Origin of the sequence: Yokenella regensburgei ATCC 49455, from assembly GCF_000735455.1 — a bacterium.
GTDB lineage: Bacteria > Pseudomonadota > Gammaproteobacteria > Enterobacterales > Enterobacteriaceae > Yokenella > Yokenella regensburgei.
In genome coordinates this window covers 33,153-51,180 of sequence record NZ_JMPS01000076.1, presented here as the reverse complement: position 1 = coordinate 51,180, position 18,028 = coordinate 33,153, and the positions used below count along the sequence as shown (strand labels likewise).

At 57.7% G+C, this 18,028-nt stretch carries 16 protein-coding genes; 11 read left to right on the top strand and 5 right to left on the bottom strand.

Going from position 1 to position 18,028, the window contains the following annotated elements; translation table 11 throughout:
• Nucleotides 1–250: 250 nt before the first annotated feature.
• Nucleotides 251–1,174, bottom strand: a complete 924-nt coding sequence (locus GYRE_RS19565) for a LysR substrate-binding domain-containing protein (RefSeq protein WP_006819855.1) — start codon at nt 1,172–1,174, stop codon at nt 251–253.
• A 233-nt stretch (nt 1,175–1,407) separates the two neighbouring features.
• Here GYRE_RS19565 and hglS point away from each other — a divergent pair, with 233 nt between their 5' ends.
• Entirely contained in the window at nt 1,408–2,751 is a 1,344-nt protein-coding gene (gene hglS / locus GYRE_RS19560; protein ID WP_038257689.1) for a 2-oxoadipate dioxygenase/decarboxylase HglS, read from the top strand.
• A gap of 40 nt (nt 2,752–2,791) precedes the next feature.
• Nucleotides 2,792–4,300: a carboxylesterase/lipase family protein gene (locus GYRE_RS19555; protein WP_038257687.1), complete on the top strand. Its 1,509-nt coding sequence runs from the start codon at nt 2,792–2,794 to the stop codon at nt 4,298–4,300.
• Here the strand turns inward: GYRE_RS19555 and GYRE_RS19550 are convergent.
• Nucleotides 4,287–5,135, bottom strand: a complete 849-nt coding sequence (locus tag GYRE_RS19550) for a LysR family transcriptional regulator (protein ID WP_038257686.1) — start codon at nt 5,133–5,135, stop codon at nt 4,287–4,289. The two genes, GYRE_RS19555 and GYRE_RS19550, sit on opposite strands and share 14 nt — an antisense overlap.
• Nucleotides 5,136–5,247: 112 nt before the next feature.
• Here GYRE_RS19550 and GYRE_RS19545 point away from each other — a divergent pair, with 112 nt between their 5' ends.
• The 4 genes from GYRE_RS19545 to rimL all read left to right on the top strand — a co-directional run bounded on the left by GYRE_RS19545 (nt 5,248) and on the right by rimL (nt 9,682).
• Entirely contained in the window at nt 5,248–6,417 is a 1,170-nt protein-coding gene (locus GYRE_RS19545) for a pyridoxal phosphate-dependent aminotransferase (RefSeq protein WP_038257685.1), read from the top strand.
• Nucleotides 6,418–6,428: 11 nt separating this feature from the next.
• Nucleotides 6,429–7,202, top strand: coding sequence for a transporter substrate-binding domain-containing protein (locus GYRE_RS19540; protein ID WP_006819860.1), 774 nt, complete (start codon nt 6,429–6,431; stop codon nt 7,200–7,202).
• 210 nt (nt 7,203–7,412) lie between these two features.
• Complete coding sequence (locus GYRE_RS19535; protein ID WP_038257684.1) at nt 7,413–9,068, top strand: glucan biosynthesis protein D; 1,656 nt, start codon at nt 7,413–7,415, stop codon at nt 9,066–9,068.
• A 56-nt stretch (nt 9,069–9,124) separates the two neighbouring features.
• On the top strand, nt 9,125–9,682 hold the full coding sequence (rimL, locus tag GYRE_RS19530) for a 50S ribosomal protein L7/L12-serine acetyltransferase (RefSeq protein ID WP_006819862.1): 558 nt from the start codon (nt 9,125–9,127) through the stop codon (nt 9,680–9,682).
• Here rimL and ydcK read toward each other — a convergent pair.
• The gene (gene ydcK / locus GYRE_RS19525) at nt 9,674–10,603 is read right to left on the bottom strand and encodes a YdcK family protein (RefSeq protein WP_038257748.1); all 930 of its coding nucleotides are present in this window, start codon (nt 10,601–10,603) and stop codon (nt 9,674–9,676) included. The genes rimL and ydcK overlap by 9 nt on opposite strands.
• A 119-nt stretch (nt 10,604–10,722) precedes the next feature.
• On the opposite strand from ydcK, the gene tehB reads away from it, so the two are divergent.
• On the top strand, nt 10,723–11,319 hold the full coding sequence (tehB, locus tag GYRE_RS19520; protein ID WP_006819864.1) for a tellurite resistance methyltransferase TehB: 597 nt from the start codon (nt 10,723–10,725) through the stop codon (nt 11,317–11,319).
• A 136-nt stretch (nt 11,320–11,455) separates the two neighbouring features.
• On the top strand, nt 11,456–12,124 hold the full coding sequence (locus tag GYRE_RS19515; RefSeq protein ID WP_006819865.1) for a DUF3313 domain-containing protein: 669 nt from the start codon (nt 11,456–11,458) through the stop codon (nt 12,122–12,124).
• A gap of 35 nt (nt 12,125–12,159) precedes the next feature.
• Here GYRE_RS19515 and GYRE_RS19510 read toward each other — a convergent pair whose 3' ends face one another.
• Complete coding sequence (locus tag GYRE_RS19510) at nt 12,160–13,065, bottom strand: DMT family transporter (RefSeq protein WP_038257683.1); 906 nt, start codon at nt 13,063–13,065, stop codon at nt 12,160–12,162.
• 182 nt (nt 13,066–13,247) lie between these two features.
• Between GYRE_RS19510 and GYRE_RS19505 the strand changes: the two genes are divergently transcribed.
• Nucleotides 13,248–14,117 carry a helix-turn-helix domain-containing protein gene (locus GYRE_RS19505; RefSeq protein ID WP_038257682.1) on the top strand — a complete coding sequence of 290 codons (870 nt, stop codon included), beginning with the start codon at nt 13,248–13,250 and terminating at the stop codon, nt 14,115–14,117.
• On the opposite strand, the gene GYRE_RS19500 is transcribed toward GYRE_RS19505, so the two are convergent.
• Nucleotides 14,100–15,260: a benzoate/H(+) symporter BenE family transporter gene (locus GYRE_RS19500; protein WP_038257681.1), complete on the bottom strand. Its 1,161-nt coding sequence runs from the start codon at nt 15,258–15,260 to the stop codon at nt 14,100–14,102. The two genes, GYRE_RS19505 and GYRE_RS19500, sit on opposite strands and share 18 nt — an antisense overlap.
• A gap of 88 nt (nt 15,261–15,348) precedes the next feature.
• Between GYRE_RS19500 and GYRE_RS19495 the strand changes: the two genes are divergently transcribed.
• Both GYRE_RS19495 and GYRE_RS19490 read left to right on the top strand, forming a co-directional pair.
• Nucleotides 15,349–15,903 (top strand): helix-turn-helix domain-containing protein, encoded by a 555-nt coding sequence (locus GYRE_RS19495; protein WP_038257680.1) that lies wholly within the window; start codon nt 15,349–15,351, stop codon nt 15,901–15,903.
• 80 nt (nt 15,904–15,983) lie between these two features.
• Nucleotides 15,984–17,948 (top strand): peptidase U32 family protein, encoded by a 1,965-nt coding sequence (locus GYRE_RS19490; RefSeq protein ID WP_038257679.1) that lies wholly within the window; start codon nt 15,984–15,986, stop codon nt 17,946–17,948.
• Nucleotides 17,949–18,028: the final 80 nt, after the last annotated feature.

The window sequence follows — 18,028 nt, the reverse complement described above, 5'->3', positions numbered from 1 at the left end:
GGGTCCCTGAGAGTGATCGCAGCCCCCTGCGTCGCGGTTTTGCCGGATGGCGCTTTGCTTATCCGGCCTACAAAACCCAATTATTCAGCGGATTGTAGGCCCGGTAAGCGAAGCGCACCGGGCATTCTCAGTTCACAGTAGATGCTTTTTTTCGACAGCGACTCACCTTCAAAGTGAGCTAAGTACCCGCTCTTTCACCGCCTGAATCTAAGGTGCTGATATATTCTGCAGCCGCGTGCCCGGTAGCTTATCAACCCGGCATGGATTTTCGAATCGCGCTCAGCAGCGTCTGTACCGCGGTCGAGTGCTGAGGATCCACACGGGTGATAATCCCGATCGGCTCACCGGCTCCTGGTACCGGGATCGGCAGCGAAACCAGCGCGGCGCGGCGCAAATCATCTTTCACCGCACCGGATGGCACAAACCACACGTAGTCATAGTCGACGGTAAGCTGGCGTGAGAGCGAAGCCGACAGCGTCTCAATGCAGCCTGCCGGCATTTTACAGCCCTGGCTTTGCAGCAGCGTATCGGCAATCTGGCGCGGAACCGTGCCTTTTGGCGAAGCAACCACCGGCCACTCCATCACCCGGCTTAAGGTCATGGTTTCCTGTAGCAGCGGATGATTCGGGCGCACAACCAGTTTTAGTGATTCGAGGAACAGCAGCTCGTAGTTCAGGCCGCTCATCAGCTCAGGATCGGACATCCGGCCAATACCGAGATCGATTTCACCGGTTTTCAACCCGGCAAGCAGCATCGGGTTGCTCATGGTGGCAACCTGGAGGGTGATGTCTTTCTGCTCTTTATGGAACTGACCAATGACGGCAGGAAGAATACCGAGCGCGGCGGTGGGCAGGGCACCCACGCGCACAATGTCGTTTTCCTGGCCTTCTTTACGCGTGAGGGACTGCCCGGCGGTGTTCAGGGCATCGAGCACTCTCACCGCATGCGTGAGGAACTGTTCCCCCATCAGCGTCAGCTGCGCGCCCAGCCGCCCGCGTTCAAAAAGTCGCGTGCCGGTAAGCTGCTCCAGCTCATTCAGCGTTTTAGACAGCGCTGGCTGGCTGAGGTTAAGGGTTTCAGCCGCGCGCCCCAGAGTTCCCTGTTGGGCGACGGCAACGAATGTATGCAAATGGCGCAAGCGGATGCGCTGACTGAACAAACCGTTTTTTTCCATAGTGAATGTTAAAAACAGAGCGACGAGAGAAACAAGTAAAGTTGTTTAATTTTGATAACCTGCTAGCAAAATATTATTAACATTCGATCTGTTTGACTTACAAGTAATTTCTGCTTTTGAGCTCGTTTTTTGCGCAAACCATCGCATCCGCGATCACAATTTATACATTCTCCCCAACGCGAATCGATGGCCTTCTCTACACTCCAGGTAATATTCACTGGAGACATGAGATCATGGCGAACACCATCACGGCGGATGAGATTCGGGAGCACTTTTCGCAGGCAATGTCGGCGATGTACCAGCAGGAAGTTCCGCAGTACGGTACCTTGCTGGAGCTGGTGGCGGACGTCAATCTGGCGGTACTGGAGCACAATCCTAAGCTGCATGAAAAATTAGCCAACGCCGATGAACTGGCGCGGCTGAACGTAGAGCGCCACGGCGCTATTCGCGTCGGCAGCGCCGAAGAGCTTTCCACGCTGCGGCGGATGTTTGCCATCATGGGGATGTACCCGGTCAGCTATTACGATCTTTCCCAGGCGGGCGTGCCGGTGCACTCCACGGCGTTTCGTCCGGTAGATGACAGCTCGCTCGCCCGTAACCCCTTCCGCGTGTTTACCTCGCTGCTGCGCCTTGAGCTTATCGATAACGCTGTGCTGCGCAAACGTGCGGCCAGCATTCTTGCTAAACGCGATATTTTTACTCCGCGCTGCCGCGAGCTGATTGCGCGTCATGAGAAGCAGGGGGCGCTGACCGAAGCCGAGGCGCAGGAGTTTGTCCGCGAAGCGCTGGAAACCTTCCGCTGGCACCAGCACGCGACGGTTGACCAGGAAACCTACCAGGCCCTGCACGACGAGCACCGCCTGATTGCCGACGTGGTGTGCTTCCCGGGCTGTCATATCAACCATCTCACGCCGCGCACGCTCGATATTGACCGGGTGCAGGCGCTGATGCCGGAGCGTGGGATCACCCCCAAGGTGCTGATCGAAGGGCCGCCGCGCCGTGAAGTACCGATTTTACTGCGCCAGACCAGCTTTAAAGCGCTGGAGGAGAAAGTCCTGTTCGCCGGTGAACACCTGGGGACCCATACCGCGCGCTTTGGGGAAATTGAACAGCGCGGCGTGGCGCTGACGCCAAAAGGCCGCGAGCTGTACGACTCGCTGCTGGGCGATGCGGGAACCGGCAAGGATAACCTGAGCCATCAGCAGCATCTGCTGGATATCTTCAAAGCCTTCCCGGACAGTGAACTGCTGATGCGTCGTCAGGAGCTGGCCTATTTCCGCTACCGTCTGACCCCTGCCGGAGAGGCGCATCGTCACGCCATTCGCCCGGGCGATGATCCGCAGCCGCTGATTGAACGCGGGTGGGTGGTGGCGCAGCCCATCACCTATGAGGACTTCCTGCCGGTGAGCGCGGCGGGGATATTCCAGTCGAATCTCGGTAATGAAACCCAGGCCCGCAGCCACGGTAACTCAAGCCGCCTGGCATTTGAAGAAGCGCTCGGCTGCCCGGTGCTGGATGAGTTTACCTTGTATCAACAGGCAGAAGATCGCAGTAAACGACGTTGCGGTCTGCTCTGAAACAGGTAATCTGCAGGGGTGTGCAGTAGAAGGACGGATCATGCAGAACCCCTCAACACCCCTCGTTATGACCACTCATGGCCCGCTGGCGGGCGTCGTGGATGGCAATATTCACCTCTGGCGTGGCATCCCCTATGCCGCGCCGCCCACAGGGCCACTGCGCTGGCGTGCGCCGCAGCCGGTTGAGCCCTGGCAGGACGTTCGCGTCGCCAATACCTTTTCTCCCGCGAGCTGGCAAAGTCTCGATTACTGCTGCGAGCTCGGCGGCGGTGACCCGGGCCAGTTCTCCGAAGATTGTTTGTATCTCAACGTCTGGTCTCCGGCGGTGCGCAGTGAACCCCTGCCGGTGATGGTCTGGCTGCACGGCGGTGGTTTTACCATTGGCTCCGGCAGCCTGCCACCCTACGACGGCAAGGCGCTGGCCGGACGCGGCGTTGTGGTGGTTACGCTCAACTATCGCCTCGGACACCTGGGCTTCTTTGCCCATCCGGCGCTTGAGAATGAGGACGGTGAGCGGCTCTATAACTTCGCGCTACTCGATCAAATCACCGCCCTGCAGTGGGTGCGCGATAACATTGCCGCGTTTGGCGGCGATGCCGAAAACATTACCCTGTTCGGTGAATCCGCCGGGGCGCGCAGCGTGCTGTCGCTGCTGGCCTCGCCGAAAGCGAAAGGGCTGTTCCACAAGGCGATTATTCAGAGCGGGTATACGCTGCCGGATACGCCGCGCGGTGATGCGCTGGTCAAAGGCGAGCAGATTGCCGCCCATTTCGGTTTCGAACGGGCTACCGCCGATGAACTGCGCGCTATCCCGGCGGAGGCGTTCTGGCCGTTGGAAGCGCCGCTCAACCGGGGGCCTACGCCCATTTCCGGCGATGCCGTGCTCCCGCACCCGATGCTGGATGTTTTCTTCGCCGGCGCGCAGCACCCGATGCCGGTGATGGTGGGCTCAAACAGCGACGAAGCCAGCGTCATGGAGGTGTTTGGCGTAGATGTGGCGCAGGAGATCCAGAAGCTGCGCCGCGATCGACGGCTGGGCCTCGGGCTGATTAAGCTGCTGTATCCCGGCGTCAGGGGAGATGCCGCGCTCGGGCGTCAGGTGTGTCGCGATATGGCATTTACCACGCTGGGTTATGTGGTGATGCAGGCGCAGCAGCGCGCAGGCGAACCCTGCTGGCGCTACTGGTTCGACTACGTCGCCGAGGCCGAGCATGAGACCTATCAACACGGCACCTGGCACGGTAACGAAGTGCCATACGTGTTCGACACGCTGCGTTTAGCGGAGCCCGCGCGCCAGTACGTGAACGATAACGACGTCGCCTTTGCCGGACATGTGGCCGATTTCTGGGTGAATTTCGCCCGTCACGCCAGCCGGGAACACACTACGCTGAACGGCGTGACACGCTGGCCTGCCAGCGTAAAAGGCCGCGACCGCCTGCTGCGGATTGGCTTAGACAAGCGCGCCGGGTTTAAGCTCGAAAAACGCTTTATGCGCGCCAGGCTGGCGCTCTTTAAGCGGGTGATGAAGCACCACGTTACCCTGGATTAACCAGCTCCTCGCGAAACCGCGCCAGCCCGTCCGCCTTGCCGGGAGATTCCCGCAGCAGCAGGCGGTAGCTGGCGCCGGTTTTCACACTCAGTGCATAAGGACGCACCAGCCGTCCACCGCGTAAATCCTCTTCTACCAGCGTTTCGTCGGCAATTGCCACGCCAAATCCCTGCACCGCGGCGGTGATCGCCAGATCCATGGTGTCGAAGTGTTGATTTTTTTGCATAGCCACCGGCTCGACGGGGGCGTAGCCCGCCAGCCACAGCGTCCAGTCGGTTTTATCGCGAGTAGGGTGCAAAAAGGTTTTCCCCTGTAGCGGGCTGTCACAGGCGAGAACCGGGCTTAACACCGGCGTTAACGACTCTTCAAACAGCAGGTCACCCATGGTCAGATGTGGGCCAAAGACAATCGCGGCATCGAAGGGTTCGGTCTTGAAGTTCACCTGATGGGCGGTGGTGGTGGTGAGCGCAATTTGCAGCTCCGGGTAGCGTTGTTCAATGGCAATCAGGCGCGGCACCAGCCAGCGCATGGCGCAGGTCGGCGCTTTTAAGCGCACCACGGTCTGCTGCTGGCGGGCCTGCTCGGCAATCACCAGCATTTTGCTGAACGCGCTTAAAAGCTCGGGATATAGCGCGCTGCCGTGCGGCGACAGGCGCAGCCCCCGGGCGTGACGTTCAAAGAGCGGAAACCCGAACCAGCTCTCCAGCGAGGCAATTTTGCGGCTCACCGCGCCCTGGGTCAGGCACAGCTCGCGCGCCGCATGGGTCAGGTTGAGATGACGGGCGGTCACGAGGAAGGTTTCAACGGCATTCAGCGGCAGGGTGCTACGCGACATCAGAGGCTCCAGCTATGCGTTTTTCTCATGGCTATTATGACAACAATTCGTTTGTCGCCACAACTGACTTTGGTTTGAATAGTTATGCACCTGAATCGAGAAGGGAAAAATAATGACTGTTCGTACACCTGTGAAAACGCGTTCTAAATTACCCGATGTCGGCACCACGATTTTTACCGTGATTGGCCAGCTTTCGGCGCAGCACGGCGCCATTAACCTCTCTCAGGGAGCGCCAAATTTCTCCTGCGATGCCGCGCTGATGGCGGGTGTCACGAAGGCGATGGAAGAGGGGCGCAACCAGTACGCGCCGATGACCGGCCTGCGGGCGCTAAAGGAGCGCATCGCGGAGAAAATTACCGGCCACTACGGCACCACCTACGACGTTGATGACGAAATTCTGGTGACCGCCAGCGCCAGCGAAGGGCTCTATTCCGCCATTAGCGGGCTGGTGCACCCCGGCGATGAGGTTATCTATTTCGAACCTTCCTTCGACAGCTATGCGCCGATTGTTCGCCTGCAGGGGGCAACGCCGGTTGCTATCAAACTCACGGTACCGGATTTCGCTGTGAACTGGGATGAGGTACGCGCCGCCATTACCCCGAAAACGCGGATGATCATCGTGAATACGCCGCATAACCCGAGCGGCCAGGTGTTCTCCCGTGAGGATCTCGACCAGTTGGCGGCGCTGACCCGCCACACCGATATCATTATCCTCTCTGATGAAGTGTACGAGCATGTGGTGTTCGACGGCGAAGTGCATCACGGCATGGCAACGCATCCGGCGCTTGCCGAGCGTAGCGTGATTGTCTCGTCGTTCGGTAAAACCTTTCATGTCACCGGCTGGCGCGTGGGGTACTGCGTGGCACCCGCTGCGCTAATGGATGAAATCTGCAAAGTGCATCAGTTTATGATGTTCTCGGCCGATACGCCGATGCAGTACGCCTTTGCCGAGCACATGAGTAATCCACAAACCTGGATGACGCTGTCGGCGTTTTATCAGCGCAAGCGCGATCTCATGCAAACGCTGCTGGCCGATTCGCCGTTCCGCCTGTTGCCAAGCGCCGGGTCGTTCTTCATGCTGGCGGATTACGCGCATTTCAGCGATGAAAGCGACAGCGAGATGGTGAAGCGGCTGATAACCGAATACGGCGTTGCCACTATTCCGCTGTCGGCGTTTTACACCGACGGAACAGATAACAAACTGATTCGCCTCTCTTTTGCCAAAGACGAGGCGACATTACGGGCCGGTGCGCAGGCACTGTGTCGCGTTAAGCCGCGTTAAGGAGCGATACCATGAAGATGAAAGCACTTTTCCTCGCCCTCGGGATGTTCAGCGCATTTTCCACCTTTGCCGCAGGCGATCTGCGCTACGGCGTAGAAGCGGAATACCCGCCGTTTGAAAGCCGCAACGCCGCCGGGCAGCTGGAAGGCTTCGACATTGAACTCGGCAACGCGATATGCGCCGCCGCAGAGCTTAAATGCGGCTGGGTCGAGACCTCATTCGATGCGCTGATCCCGGGCCTGACGGCGAAAAAGTTTGATGCCATCAACTCGGCAATGAACATTACCGAGCAGCGGCGTAAGAGTATTGATTTCACCCAGCCGATTTACCGCATTCCGTCGCAGCTGGTGGGTAAAGCCGACAGCGGTATGCAGGCGACGCCGGAAGGGCTGAAGGGCAAAACCATCGGCGTGCTGCAGGGCTCAATTCAGGAGACGTTTGCCAAAGAGCACTGGGAGAAGCACGGCGTCACGGTGGTGTCATACAAAGATCAGAATATGGCGTGGGCAGATTTACTTAACGGGCGTATCGATGCCTCGCTGGTGATGTCCGCTGCCGGTCAGGCCGGGTTCCTCAGCAAGCCGCAGGGCAAAGGGTTTGGCTTTATTGGTAAACCGGTTGCTGACGATACGATCCTCGGTAGCGGTATTGGTTACGGTATTCGTAAAGGCGATGACGCGACCAAAAAGCAGCTGGATACGGCGATCGACAAAGTGCGTGCCGACGGCACCATCACCCGCCTGGCGGCGAAATACTTCCCGGGAATTGATGTCAGCGTTAAGTAATCTCTGCACAGCCACTGCAACTTTTCACCCCTGCTGACGATGTCGGACAGGGGTTTTTTTATAGACACAAAATATTTACCTTTTTGCCTCATTTTTCTGCCCCCAACAATTGGATTATCAATCGTTTTTGTCTAGAGTGGGCGAATTCACGAGGCACCTGTTTTTCGCCGTAGCGCATCAATGGACTTACTAAAGGACGCTTTTTCAGGCATGAACCGCAGACGTTTTCTAAAATCCTCAATGGCTGTTGCCGCAGTATGTGGCACTTCCGGCGTAGCATCTCTTTTTACCCAGGCAGCCTTCGCGGCTGATTCGAACATCGCCGATGGCCAGACCCGCCGTTTTGACTACAACGTATTGCAGTCGATAGCGAAGGATCTGGCGCACCAGCCGTGGGGGGGAGCGCCGCGCGCGCTGCCTGACACTCTGGCAACGATGACCCCGCAGGCCTATAACGCCATCCAGTATGATGCGTCACAATCGCTGTGGAATAACGTTCCCGAACGCCAGCTTGATGTGCAGTTCTTCCACGTCGGGATGGGGTTCCGCCGTCGCATCCGCATGTTCTCCGTTGATGCCAGCACCCAGCAGGCGCGTGAAATTCACTTCCGCCCGGAGCTGTTTAAATATGACGGTACCGGGGTTGATACCCGCCAGCTGGAAGGGCAGACCGACCTCGGTTTTGCCGGGTTCCGCGCCTTCAAAGCGCCGGAGCTGGCGCGTCGCGATATCGTCTCGTTCCTGGGTGCCAGCTATTTCCGCGCCGTGGATGATACGTTCCAGTACGGCCTGTCCGCGCGCGGTCTGGCGGTTGATACCTTTACCGACACGCCGGAAGAGTTTCCGGACTTCACCTCGTTCTGGTTTGAAACCGTTAAACCGGGCGCCACGGTGTTCACCGTCTACGCGCTGCTCGACAGCCCAAGCGTGACCGGCGCCTATAAGTTCGTCATCAACTGCCAGCAAACGCAGGTGATTATGGACGTCGAGAACCACGTTTACGCGCGTAAAGACATCAAGCAGCTCGGCATTGCGCCGATGACCAGCATGTTCAGCTGCGGCAACAACGAGCGCCGGATGTGCGACACCATCCACCCGCAGATCCACGATTCCGATCGTCTGTCGATGTGGCTGGGCAACGGTGAGTGGATCTGCCGTCCGCTGAATAACCCACAAAAACTGCAGTTCAACGCCTATATGGATAAAAACCCGAAGGGCTTTGGTCTGCTGCAGCTGGACCGCGATTTCAGCCACTATCAGGACGTGATGGGCTGGTACAACAAACGCCCGAGCCTGTGGGTGGAGCCGCGTAACGCATGGGGGAAAGGAGCCGTCTCGCTGATGGAGATCCCGACCACCGGCGAAACGCTGGATAACATCGTTTGCTTCTGGCAGCCGGAAAAAGCGGTGAAAGCGGGCGATGAACTTGATTTCAAATATCGCCTCTACTGGAGCGCGCAGCCGCCGGTGCGTTCACCGCTGGCTCGGGTGATGGCAACCCGCACCGGCATGGGGGCGTTCCCGGAAGGCTGGGCGCCGGGCGAACATTTCCCGGAGAAATGGGCCCGTCGCTTCGCCATCGATTTTATCGGCGGCGACCTCAAAGCCGCTGCGCCGAAGGGCATTGAGCCGGTTATCACGCTCTCAAGTGGTGAGGCCAAACAGGTCGAGATCCTCTACGTCGAACCGTTTGACGGTTACCGTATTCTCTTCGACTGGTACCCGACCTCCGACTCGACTGACCCGGTTGAGATGCGCATGTTCCTGCGCTGTCAGGGAGACGCCATCAGTGAAACCTGGCTGTATCAGTACTTCCCACCGGCGCCGGACAAACGTACCTACGTTGACGACCGTATCATGAAATAACGCCCGAGTTCGCCCCGCCTGACGGTGGGGCGTTTCACTAAGCAGGGAGAAGAGGCATGACTTTGTGCAACGACGCGGTGATTGCGGTTGATGACCACATCCGGCTTCAGGCCATCGACGAGCGCTTTGTGCCAGAACTGCACCAGCTGGTGGTGAAGAACCGGGCGTTTTTGCAGCAGTCGCTGGACTGGCCACAGCACGTGACGGACGAAGCCGCGAGCCGCCAAAATGCCATCGGTAACGTGATGCTGCACCAGCGTGGTTACGGCAAAATGTTCCTGATTTTTGTCGATGAGCAGATGGTGGGCGTGCTCTCCTTCAACCTGATTGAACCACAGAATAAAACCGGCTATATCGGCTACTGGATAGACGAGTCGTGGCAGGGAAAGGGCATTCTTTCCCGGGCGCTTAACGCGTTTGTGGCGTTCTACAGCAAGGCCGGGATCGTGCGCCGCTTTGTTATCAAATGCCGGGTGGCTAACCTCGAAAGCAACCGCGTAGCGCTGCGCAACGGTTTCGTGCTGGAAGGCTGCCTGAGGCAGGCCGAATTCCTCAACGGCGAATATCACGACCAGAATATTTACGCACGCATTGTGGACCCCACCTCAGAGTGAACCCAGCAGCGGTGAGCGGGTAATGCGCTCGCTGCCGTTAATCACTTTTTGCCCGTGAACGTGGATCCGTTCGCCGTCGAAGGTTTCAATCACCGCGTCATCGCTCATTTCCACCTGGTGCTCCACAATCACATCTCCCCGGATCCGCGCGCGCCCCTGGATAATCACCCGGTCGTCCAAAAGTACCGGGCCGCCCTGGATCCAGGCACGGCCTCCAACCAGCACATGACGGCGCAGCACGCAGTTGCCTTCCACCACCGCGTTCTCGGCCACCTGCGCGTTGTAGCGTAGCGTGGGGATCGCGTCTTCGCCGAGCCCGGCGATAAGCCGCGCATTGCCATAGACTTTGGCGCAGTCGCAGACCCAGACGTTGTTCTCTTCATTACCTTCAATCATGGCGGTATCAAAAATCTCAGCGCGGTGCTCGATAAAGCCCTGATGCACAATCGCATCGCCGTAAATTTGCGCCTGATGAACCACTCGGGAGCGGCTGACCGTGGCGCGATCGTAAATCTGCAGGTACTGGTCGTGCTCCGGCGTCATGCCCCGGGCGGCAATGATTTCGCTGCCATCAAGAATACGGGCGTGGCCGAAGAGGTGACACTCGCCGCGAATTTGTGAAGCCTGTATAGTGACGTTGTCACTGATTAACGCCTGGTGACTGATAACGCAAGGGTCGACAATCCGGGCGTTATGCTCAATGCGCGCACCGGCAAAGGCCACGCTCTCCGGGTCGTAGATCCAGCAATGCCCCTCCTGCGACAGCACCGAATCCTCGCTAATCCAGCCGCCGTAGCTACCCGCCGTGACGTCGGCGAAATCGCGCAACGCAATAATCTGCCGCAGCGAGACGCTTGTCCTGTTTCCTGCATGCAGGTAGTCATAGGTGCGGGTTTCTTCACTCAGGCGATACTTGTTCATCATGCGCATCTCTTCACGGACGGGTAACATAAACGTAGCAAAGAAAGGCGTAGCGCGGGTTTAAAGGTTACTTTAAAATGCATGTTATAAATTGCGCCTGTTGATAAAAAGGAAGAGCTATGACCCGCTGTGATGACAACTACTTTACCGACAAATACGGCATGACCCGCACCCACTCAGAGGTGGTCCACGCGGCAACGATAGTCGCGCCCGGGAAGACCCTCGATCTTGGCTGCGGCAATGGGCGCAACAGCCTTTATCTCGCGGCAAACGGTTTTGACGTCACCGCGTGGGATAAAAACCCCAACAGCATCCAGAATCTGGAAAATATCCGTCGCGAAGAGGGGCTGGAAAACCTGCACAGCGCCATTCAGGATCTGAATAACCTGAGCTTTGACGGGGAATACGATTTTATTCTTTCAACCGTCGTGCTGATGTTCCTCGAAGCGAAAACCATTCCGGGACTGATTGCCAATATGCAGCGCTGCACCAAACCGGGCGGCTATAACCTGATCGTCGCGGCAATGGATACTGAAGATTATCCGTGCACCGTCGGCTTCCCGTTTGCGTTTAAGCCGCAGGAGCTCAGCAATTATTACGCCGGCTGGGAGCTGCTGAAATACAATGAAGAGGTGGGCGAACTGCACCGGACCGATGCTAACGGTAACCGGATTAAGCTGCGTTTTGCCACGATGCTGGCGCGTAAGCCTTTCTAATTACATCTGAATCGTGCCGCTCTGCCAGAGCGGCACTTATTTTTCATTCCTGAGATCTGCCACACTTTTGCCTCAACAAATTCCCGCTCCGTTTGCTATAACTAACTGGCACTCTTGCATTTACAGGGATTATTTCATGCGTACTAAAGTACTTTTAAGCGTTGCTGCGCTTACAGCAATGCTTGCTTTGACGGGCTGTGCTTCTAAAATTGCGCAACCCACTCAATATTCGGGATTTTTAAAAGATTATTCTAATCTGAAGGAGACAACATCCGCTTCCGGCGCGCCGGAGTTACGTTGGATTGATCCAAACTATAATCCGGCGAATTACGACAACGTCGTCTACAACCCGATTATTTATTATCCGGTGCCGAAGCCGAATACTCAGGTAGGGGAAAAGGCGCTCGATCAGATCCGTAACTACACCAACACCCAAATGAAAAAGGCGATTGCCGAGCGTAAACCGCTGGCAACCACCGCGGGTCCGCGTAGCCTGATCTTCCGTGGCGCTATCACCGGCGTAGACTCCAGTAAAGAAGGATTGCAGTTCTATGAGGTTATCCCTGTCGCGATGATTGTTGCGGGAACTCAGGCGGCAACCGGCCACCGTACCATGGATACCAGCCTGTACTTTGAAGGCGAACTGATTGATGCCCGGACCAACAAGCCGGTTATCAAAGTGGTGCGTAAAGGTGAAGGGAAAACGCTTGCCAATGAAAACACGCCAATGACCATTGATACCCTGAAGCAGGTTATCGACAATATGGCGATTGACGCGGTTAAGTTTGATCCGACCCAGAAGTAAAACCGGTAGCGCCATCTTCCGATGGCGCTTTTTTATCATGCCGCGTTTCGTACCGCCCGCCCTCTGAACCAGGTCTCTGGTTTAGCAAACATCACCAGGTTACCCAGCAGGATCAGCGCCAGCCCGGCCACCGCGTTAATATGCCAGACATAGCCCTCATAGAACGTGGAGATGGTGAGCGCCACCAGCGGGAACAAAAGGGTGCTGTAAGCCGCATTGCTGGCGCCGATGCGTCCGACCAGCGTGAAATACGCCCCAAAGGCAATCACCGAGCCAAACAGCGCCAGGTAGAACAGCGCGCCCATGTAGCTTATGGTGAATTCCGGCATAAAGCTGTCCCCGCGTACCAGCGCGATAGCCCCCATGACGATGGTGCCGTAAAGCATCGCCCAGCTGTTGGTGGTGAGCGTTTCCAGCCCGCGACGCTGATGGCGCAGGCTCAGCATGTTACCCAGCGAGAAGCCATAGGTGCCAAGCGCGCTGAGGCCAATACCCAGCAGCAGAGAGGCGTTAAGCCCGCTTGCCAGCAGATCGTCCCAGAACAGCGTCACAATCCCGAGCAGACCAAGCAGGGCGGCAAGATAAAAACGGCCCGGCGGCTGCTGGCGGAAGAAAATAAAGCAGTTGATGGCGTTAAACAGCACCGCCATCGAGAAAATCACCGATTCGAGCCCGGTATTGATATACGCTGCGGCGGTATAAAAGCACCAGAAGTTGAAGCAGAACACGCAGCAGCCCTGCACCATACAGAACAGGTGATCGCGAAGTGTCAGCCTGCGCAGCCGACGCATCACCAGCAGCACGACCATCAGCGTGATGCTTGCCACCGCAAAGCGCCAGAAAATAGACACCGGGGCCGGAACGGGGCCCTGTTGCAGAAAAATCGCTATCCATGTGGTTCCCCAGATAACCACCACCAGCACGTACAGTAATGCGTTCATTTTTTCTCTCTTATGATGACTGCCAACGGACAGTCTGGCCCGGATCGCGGTCGGGCGCTTTCACCATGCTGCGCTGAACTTGCAAATTCTTGCGCTTTTTATCCGGCGGGTTGATGTGGGGCTGGCATCAGCGCACGTCTGTACATAGACTAGAGTTTTACTGAACAGGAAACGCTGCCGGAATGTCTCACGCCTACGATACCTTTGAAACGCTACGCAAACAGAAAGCCATTCTGCGGGATACCGTTTCACTGAATTCAGGCATTCAGCTGGCGGCGTGGTACAACAAGCGCGATACGGTCACGGTGCAGAGCTCGCACCACACGCTGAGCCTGTACGTGGCGGATGGCTACGAGAGTTACCAGAAAACGCCACAGGGGTGGAAAAACGGTGGCGGGCCGGATCGCTTTTGCCTGATGCCGAAAGCCTGTGAAACCACCTGGGACATTCGCGACGATCTGTCGTTTGTGCATCTGTACTGTACCGACGAACACCTGCGTGAAGTGGGAGAGAAAATCTGGGATCGCAGTCCGGCTAGCTTTACCCTCGATGAAAAAACCTTCGCCAACGATCCGAAAATCACCGCCGTCTACCGCCAGTTTCTGCTCGGCTGCGACTGGCAGCAGCAGGCCAATCAGCTGACGCTCAGCACCGCCAGCACGCTGCTGCTGACCCATCTTATTCAGCATTATTCGAACGTGCAGTGGCAGTTGCCCGTGGTCACCGGCGGCCTGGCGCCGTTCGTGCTGCGCCATATCCTTGGCTTTATCGAAGCGCACCTTGCCGAACCGCTAACGCTTGCCACGCTTGCCCAGCAGGCGGCGCAGAGCGAATATCACTTCGCCCGCATGTTCCGCCACTCCATGAAGATGGCCCCGCATCAGTACGTGATGCAGCGGCGGATGGTGAAGGCGACCGAGCTGGTGCGCCACTCAACGCTGTCGCTCACCGAGGTGGCGCTGGCCTGCGGATTCAGCTCTGCCAGCCACTTCAGCAACCGATTTAAGGCTTCAACCGGGCAAACCCCTTCGCAGCTACGCGCGGCGCAGTGACAGCACCGCATAGCACAGCCCGCCCGCCACTAATCCCCAGAATGCCGAGCCCACGCCCGCAATCGTGATGCCGCTGGCGGTGACGAGAAAGGTGACCATCGCCGCATCGCGTTCATTTTCCTGCGCCATTGCCTGCACCAGGCTGCCGCCGAGGGTGCTGAGCAGCGCCAGCCCGGCGAGCATCTGGATCCACGCCGCCGGTAATGCGCTCATCAGCGCGGTGATGGAGCCACCAAACGCACCTGCCAGCAGATAAAATCCCCCGGCTGCCGCCGCGGCGCGCCAGCGCTGGCTGGGCTCCGGGTGAGCGTCCGGGCTCTGGCAGATGGCGGCGGTAATGGCGGCAATGCAAATCGAATACACGCCAAACGGCGACAGCAGCAGCGCCAGCGCGCCGGTGAAGATAATCAGCGGTGATACCGGCACCTGATAACCGTTGGCCTGCAGGGTGGCAAAGCCCGGCGCATTTTGCGATGCCATGGTGACGAGGAAAAACGGGATCCCAACGCTAATCAGCAGCTGTGGCGTAAAGACGGGGGCGATAAATTCTGGTGCGGCGAAGCTAAAAGAGAGCGCAGAAGTATTCACTTCACCGTTCATCAGCGCCGCCGCGCATCCCACGACCAGCGCCGCCACCACCGCATAGCGCGGCGAAAATGCTTTTAACGCCAGCCACGCCAGCAGCATACTGCCGCAAAGCAGCAGGTTGTCCTGCAGGCTGACGAACGCCTGTAAACCAAAATGCAGCAGGATCCCGGCAAGCATTGCGGCGGCAAGCGAATGGGGGATCACCCGCATCAGGCGGGCGAAAAGCCCGGTCACGCCGCAGAGCACAATCAGGGCGTTTGCAAAGATAAATACCCCGACGGCTTCGGCGAGAGTCACATGCTGCAGCCCGCCCACCAGCAGCGCGGCTCCCGGCGTGGACCAGGCGGTGAGCACCGGCGCTTTGCGCCAGAAGGTCAGGGCGAGGGTGCTTATCCCCATCGCAAAACCCAGGGCGGTCATCCACCCGGCGATTTGTGCAGAACTGGCCCCGGCGGCGGCCGCGGCCTGCCAGATAATCGCCGCCGAACTGGCGTAACCCACCAGCACGGCGACGAAGCCGGATAGCAGCGTCGGAAAGGGAAGTATCTGGCGCATGTTGACTCCTTGTGCGTTATAGCGTCCGAGAAATGTAGCACTGTGCGCTATAGCGTACAAGTGATAAACTGATGAAAAAGGAGACGCTATGGAACTTGCTCACCACTTATCATCAACGCTCAAATCCCTTCGCCAGCAGCGAGGCTGGAGCCTGTCGCGGCTGGCAGAAGAGACGGGCGTGTCGAAAGCGATGCTGGGCCAGATTGAGCGTAACGAATCCAGCCCGACGGTTGCGACGTTATGGAAAATCGCTACCGGACTCAACGTACCGTTCTCGCTGTTTATCAGCCCGCCGCAGGCCAATGAGCCGCCGGTGTTTGACCCGCAGCAGCAGGCGATGGTGGTTACGACGCTGTTCCCGTGGGATCCGAAGCTGCATTACGATCACTTTTCTATCACTCTGGCGCCGGGGGCGCTCAGCGAATCGACGCCGCACGAAGCGGGGGTGATTGAGCATGTGGTGGTGATAGCGGGCGTGCTCGACATGTGCATCGATGGTGTCTGGCAGTCGTTAAACGCCGGTGAAGGACTGCGTTTTGCCGGTGACCGCGCGCATGCCTATCGCAACAGCGGCGAGGCGACGGTGCATTTTCACTCGCTGGTGCACTATCCTGAAGGAAAACCCGGCAAAGCCGTAGCGTAAACGGTGGAAAATGATTTCGTCCGGCGGCAGTTCTGACTACAATAGCCGCCATTTTGACCATAACGGATAAAAACCAGAGTATGCGCCTGCAAAACCATCATCTTGAACTGCTCAGCCCGGCACGTGACGCGTCGATTGCCCGTGAAGCTATTCTTCACGGCGCGGACGCGGTGTATATCGGAGGGCCGGGATTTGGTGCGCGTCATAACGCCAGCAACAGCCTGAGCGACATCGCCAGCCTGGTGCCCTTTGCTCATCGCTATGGCGCGAAGGTGTTTGTGACGCTGAATACCATTCTTCATGATGACGAGCTGGAACCGGCGCAGAAGCTGATTACCTCGCTGTACGATGCGGGCGTGGATGCGATGATCGTGCAGGATATGGGGATCCTCGAACTGAGCCTTCCGCCGATTGAGCTGCATGCCAGTACCCAGTGTGATATCCGTAGCGTCGAGAAAGCAAAATTCCTCGCCGACGTTGGCTTCACCCAGATCGTGCTTGCCCGCGAGCTGAACCTGCAACAGATTGCCGACATTCGCGACGCCACCGATGCCACCATTGAGTTCTTTATTCACGGTGCGCTGTGCGTGGCTTACTCCGGCCAGTGCTATATCTCTCACGCCCAGACCGGGCGCAGCGCCAACCGCGGTGACTGCTCTCAGGCTTGCCGTCTGCCGTACACCCTGAAAGACGATCAGGGGCGCGTGGTATCGTTTGAGAAACACCTGTTGTCGATGAAAGATAACGATCAGACCGCCAACCTTGGCGCGCTGGTTGATGCCGGTGTGCGTTCCTTCAAAATTGAAGGTCGCTACAAGGACATGAGCTACGTGAAGAACATCACCGCCCATTATCGCCAGATGCTCGATGCGATTATCGAAGATCGCGGCGACCTGGCGCGGGCCTCTTCCGGGCGTACCGAGCACTTCTTCATTCCGTCGACCGATAAGACCTTCCATCGCGGCAGCACCGACTATTTCGTTAACGACCGTAAAGGGGATATTGGCGCCTTTGATTCGCCGAAGTTTATCGGCCTGCCGGTGGGCGAAGTGCTGAAGGTCAGCAAAGACCACCTGGACGTTGAAGTGACCGAGCCGCTGGCGAACGGCGATGGGCTGAACGTGATGATCAAGCGCGATATCGTCGGTTTTCGCGCTAACACCGTGGAGAAAACCGGGGAAAACCGCTACCGCGTGTGGCCGAACGAGATGCCGGCCGACCTGCACAAGGTGCGCCCGCACCAGGCGCTCAACCGTAACCTCGATCACAACTGGCAGCAGGCGTTGACCAAAACCTCAAGCGATCGCCGCGTGGCGGTGGATGTTGAGCTTTCCGGATGGCATGAGCAGCTCGTGCTGACGCTGACCAGTGAAGAGGGCGTCAGCGTCACCCACACCCTGGAAGGCCGCTTTGAAGAGGCGACCAACGCCGAAAAAGCGATGAACAGCCTGCAGGACGGGATCGCTAAACTTGGGCAAACGATGTACTACGCCCGCGAAATTAGCGTCAATTTGCCGGGTGCACTGTTCGTACCGAACAGCATGCTCAATCAGCTGCGACGCGAAGCGGTAGAGATGCTGGATGAGGCGCGTCTGGCGAATTACCAGCGTGGCAGCCGTAAGCCGGTGTCTGTACCGCCGCCGGTGTTCCCGGAGACGCATCTGAGCTTCCTCGCGAACGTCTACAACCACAAGGCGCGTGAATTCTATCATCGCTACGGTGTGCAACTGATTGATGCTGCTTATGAAGCGCACGAAGAGAAGGGCGATGTGCCGGTCATGATCACCAAGCACTGCCTGCGTTTTGCCTTCAATCTGTGCCCGAAACAGGCGAAAGGCAATATCAAGAGCTGGCGCGCCACGCCGATGCAGCTGGTGCACGGCGATGAGGTGCTGACGTTACGCTTTGACTGCCGCCCGTGCGAGATGCATGTGGTCGGGAAAATCAAAAACCACATTCTGAAGCTGCCGCAGGCGGGCAGTATTGTGGCTTCCGTCAGTCCGGAAGATCTTCTGAAGACCCTGCCAGGGCGTAAAAATAGCTAATCAATAACAGGAGCCTCGGCTCCTGTTTCTTTATTTGTTCATTATGTTTGTTTGTGCAGATATTCACAATATCGATAAAT

What these genes read in the sequence shown, in the direction of transcription:
- tehB (WP_006819864.1), top strand. Translation starts at nt 10,723, where the DNA reads ATGACCCGCTGTGATGACAACTACTTTACCGACAAATACGGCATGACC.
- GYRE_RS19555 (WP_038257687.1), top strand. Translation starts at nt 2,792, where the DNA reads ATGCAGAACCCCTCAACACCCCTCGTTATGACCACTCATGGCCCGCTG.
- GYRE_RS19565 (WP_006819855.1), bottom strand. Translation starts at nt 1,174, where the DNA reads ATGGAAAAAAACGGTTTGTTCAGTCAGCGCATCCGCTTGCGCCATTTG.
- GYRE_RS19505 (WP_038257682.1), top strand. Translation starts at nt 13,248, where the DNA reads ATGTCTCACGCCTACGATACCTTTGAAACGCTACGCAAACAGAAAGCC.
- GYRE_RS19490 (WP_038257679.1), top strand. Translation starts at nt 15,984, where the DNA reads ATGCGCCTGCAAAACCATCATCTTGAACTGCTCAGCCCGGCACGTGAC.
- GYRE_RS19535 (WP_038257684.1), top strand. Translation starts at nt 7,413, where the DNA reads ATGAACCGCAGACGTTTTCTAAAATCCTCAATGGCTGTTGCCGCAGTA.
- GYRE_RS19510 (WP_038257683.1), bottom strand. Translation starts at nt 13,065, where the DNA reads ATGAACGCATTACTGTACGTGCTGGTGGTGGTTATCTGGGGAACCACA.
- rimL (WP_006819862.1), top strand. Translation starts at nt 9,125, where the DNA reads ATGACTTTGTGCAACGACGCGGTGATTGCGGTTGATGACCACATCCGG.
- GYRE_RS19515 (WP_006819865.1), top strand. Translation starts at nt 11,456, where the DNA reads ATGCGTACTAAAGTACTTTTAAGCGTTGCTGCGCTTACAGCAATGCTT.
- GYRE_RS19495 (WP_038257680.1), top strand. Translation starts at nt 15,349, where the DNA reads ATGGAACTTGCTCACCACTTATCATCAACGCTCAAATCCCTTCGCCAG.
- GYRE_RS19550 (WP_038257686.1), bottom strand. Translation starts at nt 5,135, where the DNA reads ATGTCGCGTAGCACCCTGCCGCTGAATGCCGTTGAAACCTTCCTCGTG.
- ydcK (WP_038257748.1), bottom strand. Translation starts at nt 10,603, where the DNA reads ATGAACAAGTATCGCCTGAGTGAAGAAACCCGCACCTATGACTACCTG.
- hglS (WP_038257689.1), top strand. Translation starts at nt 1,408, where the DNA reads ATGGCGAACACCATCACGGCGGATGAGATTCGGGAGCACTTTTCGCAG.
- GYRE_RS19540 (WP_006819860.1), top strand. Translation starts at nt 6,429, where the DNA reads ATGAAGATGAAAGCACTTTTCCTCGCCCTCGGGATGTTCAGCGCATTT.
- GYRE_RS19545 (WP_038257685.1), top strand. Translation starts at nt 5,248, where the DNA reads ATGACTGTTCGTACACCTGTGAAAACGCGTTCTAAATTACCCGATGTC.
- GYRE_RS19500 (WP_038257681.1), bottom strand. Translation starts at nt 15,260, where the DNA reads ATGCGCCAGATACTTCCCTTTCCGACGCTGCTATCCGGCTTCGTCGCC.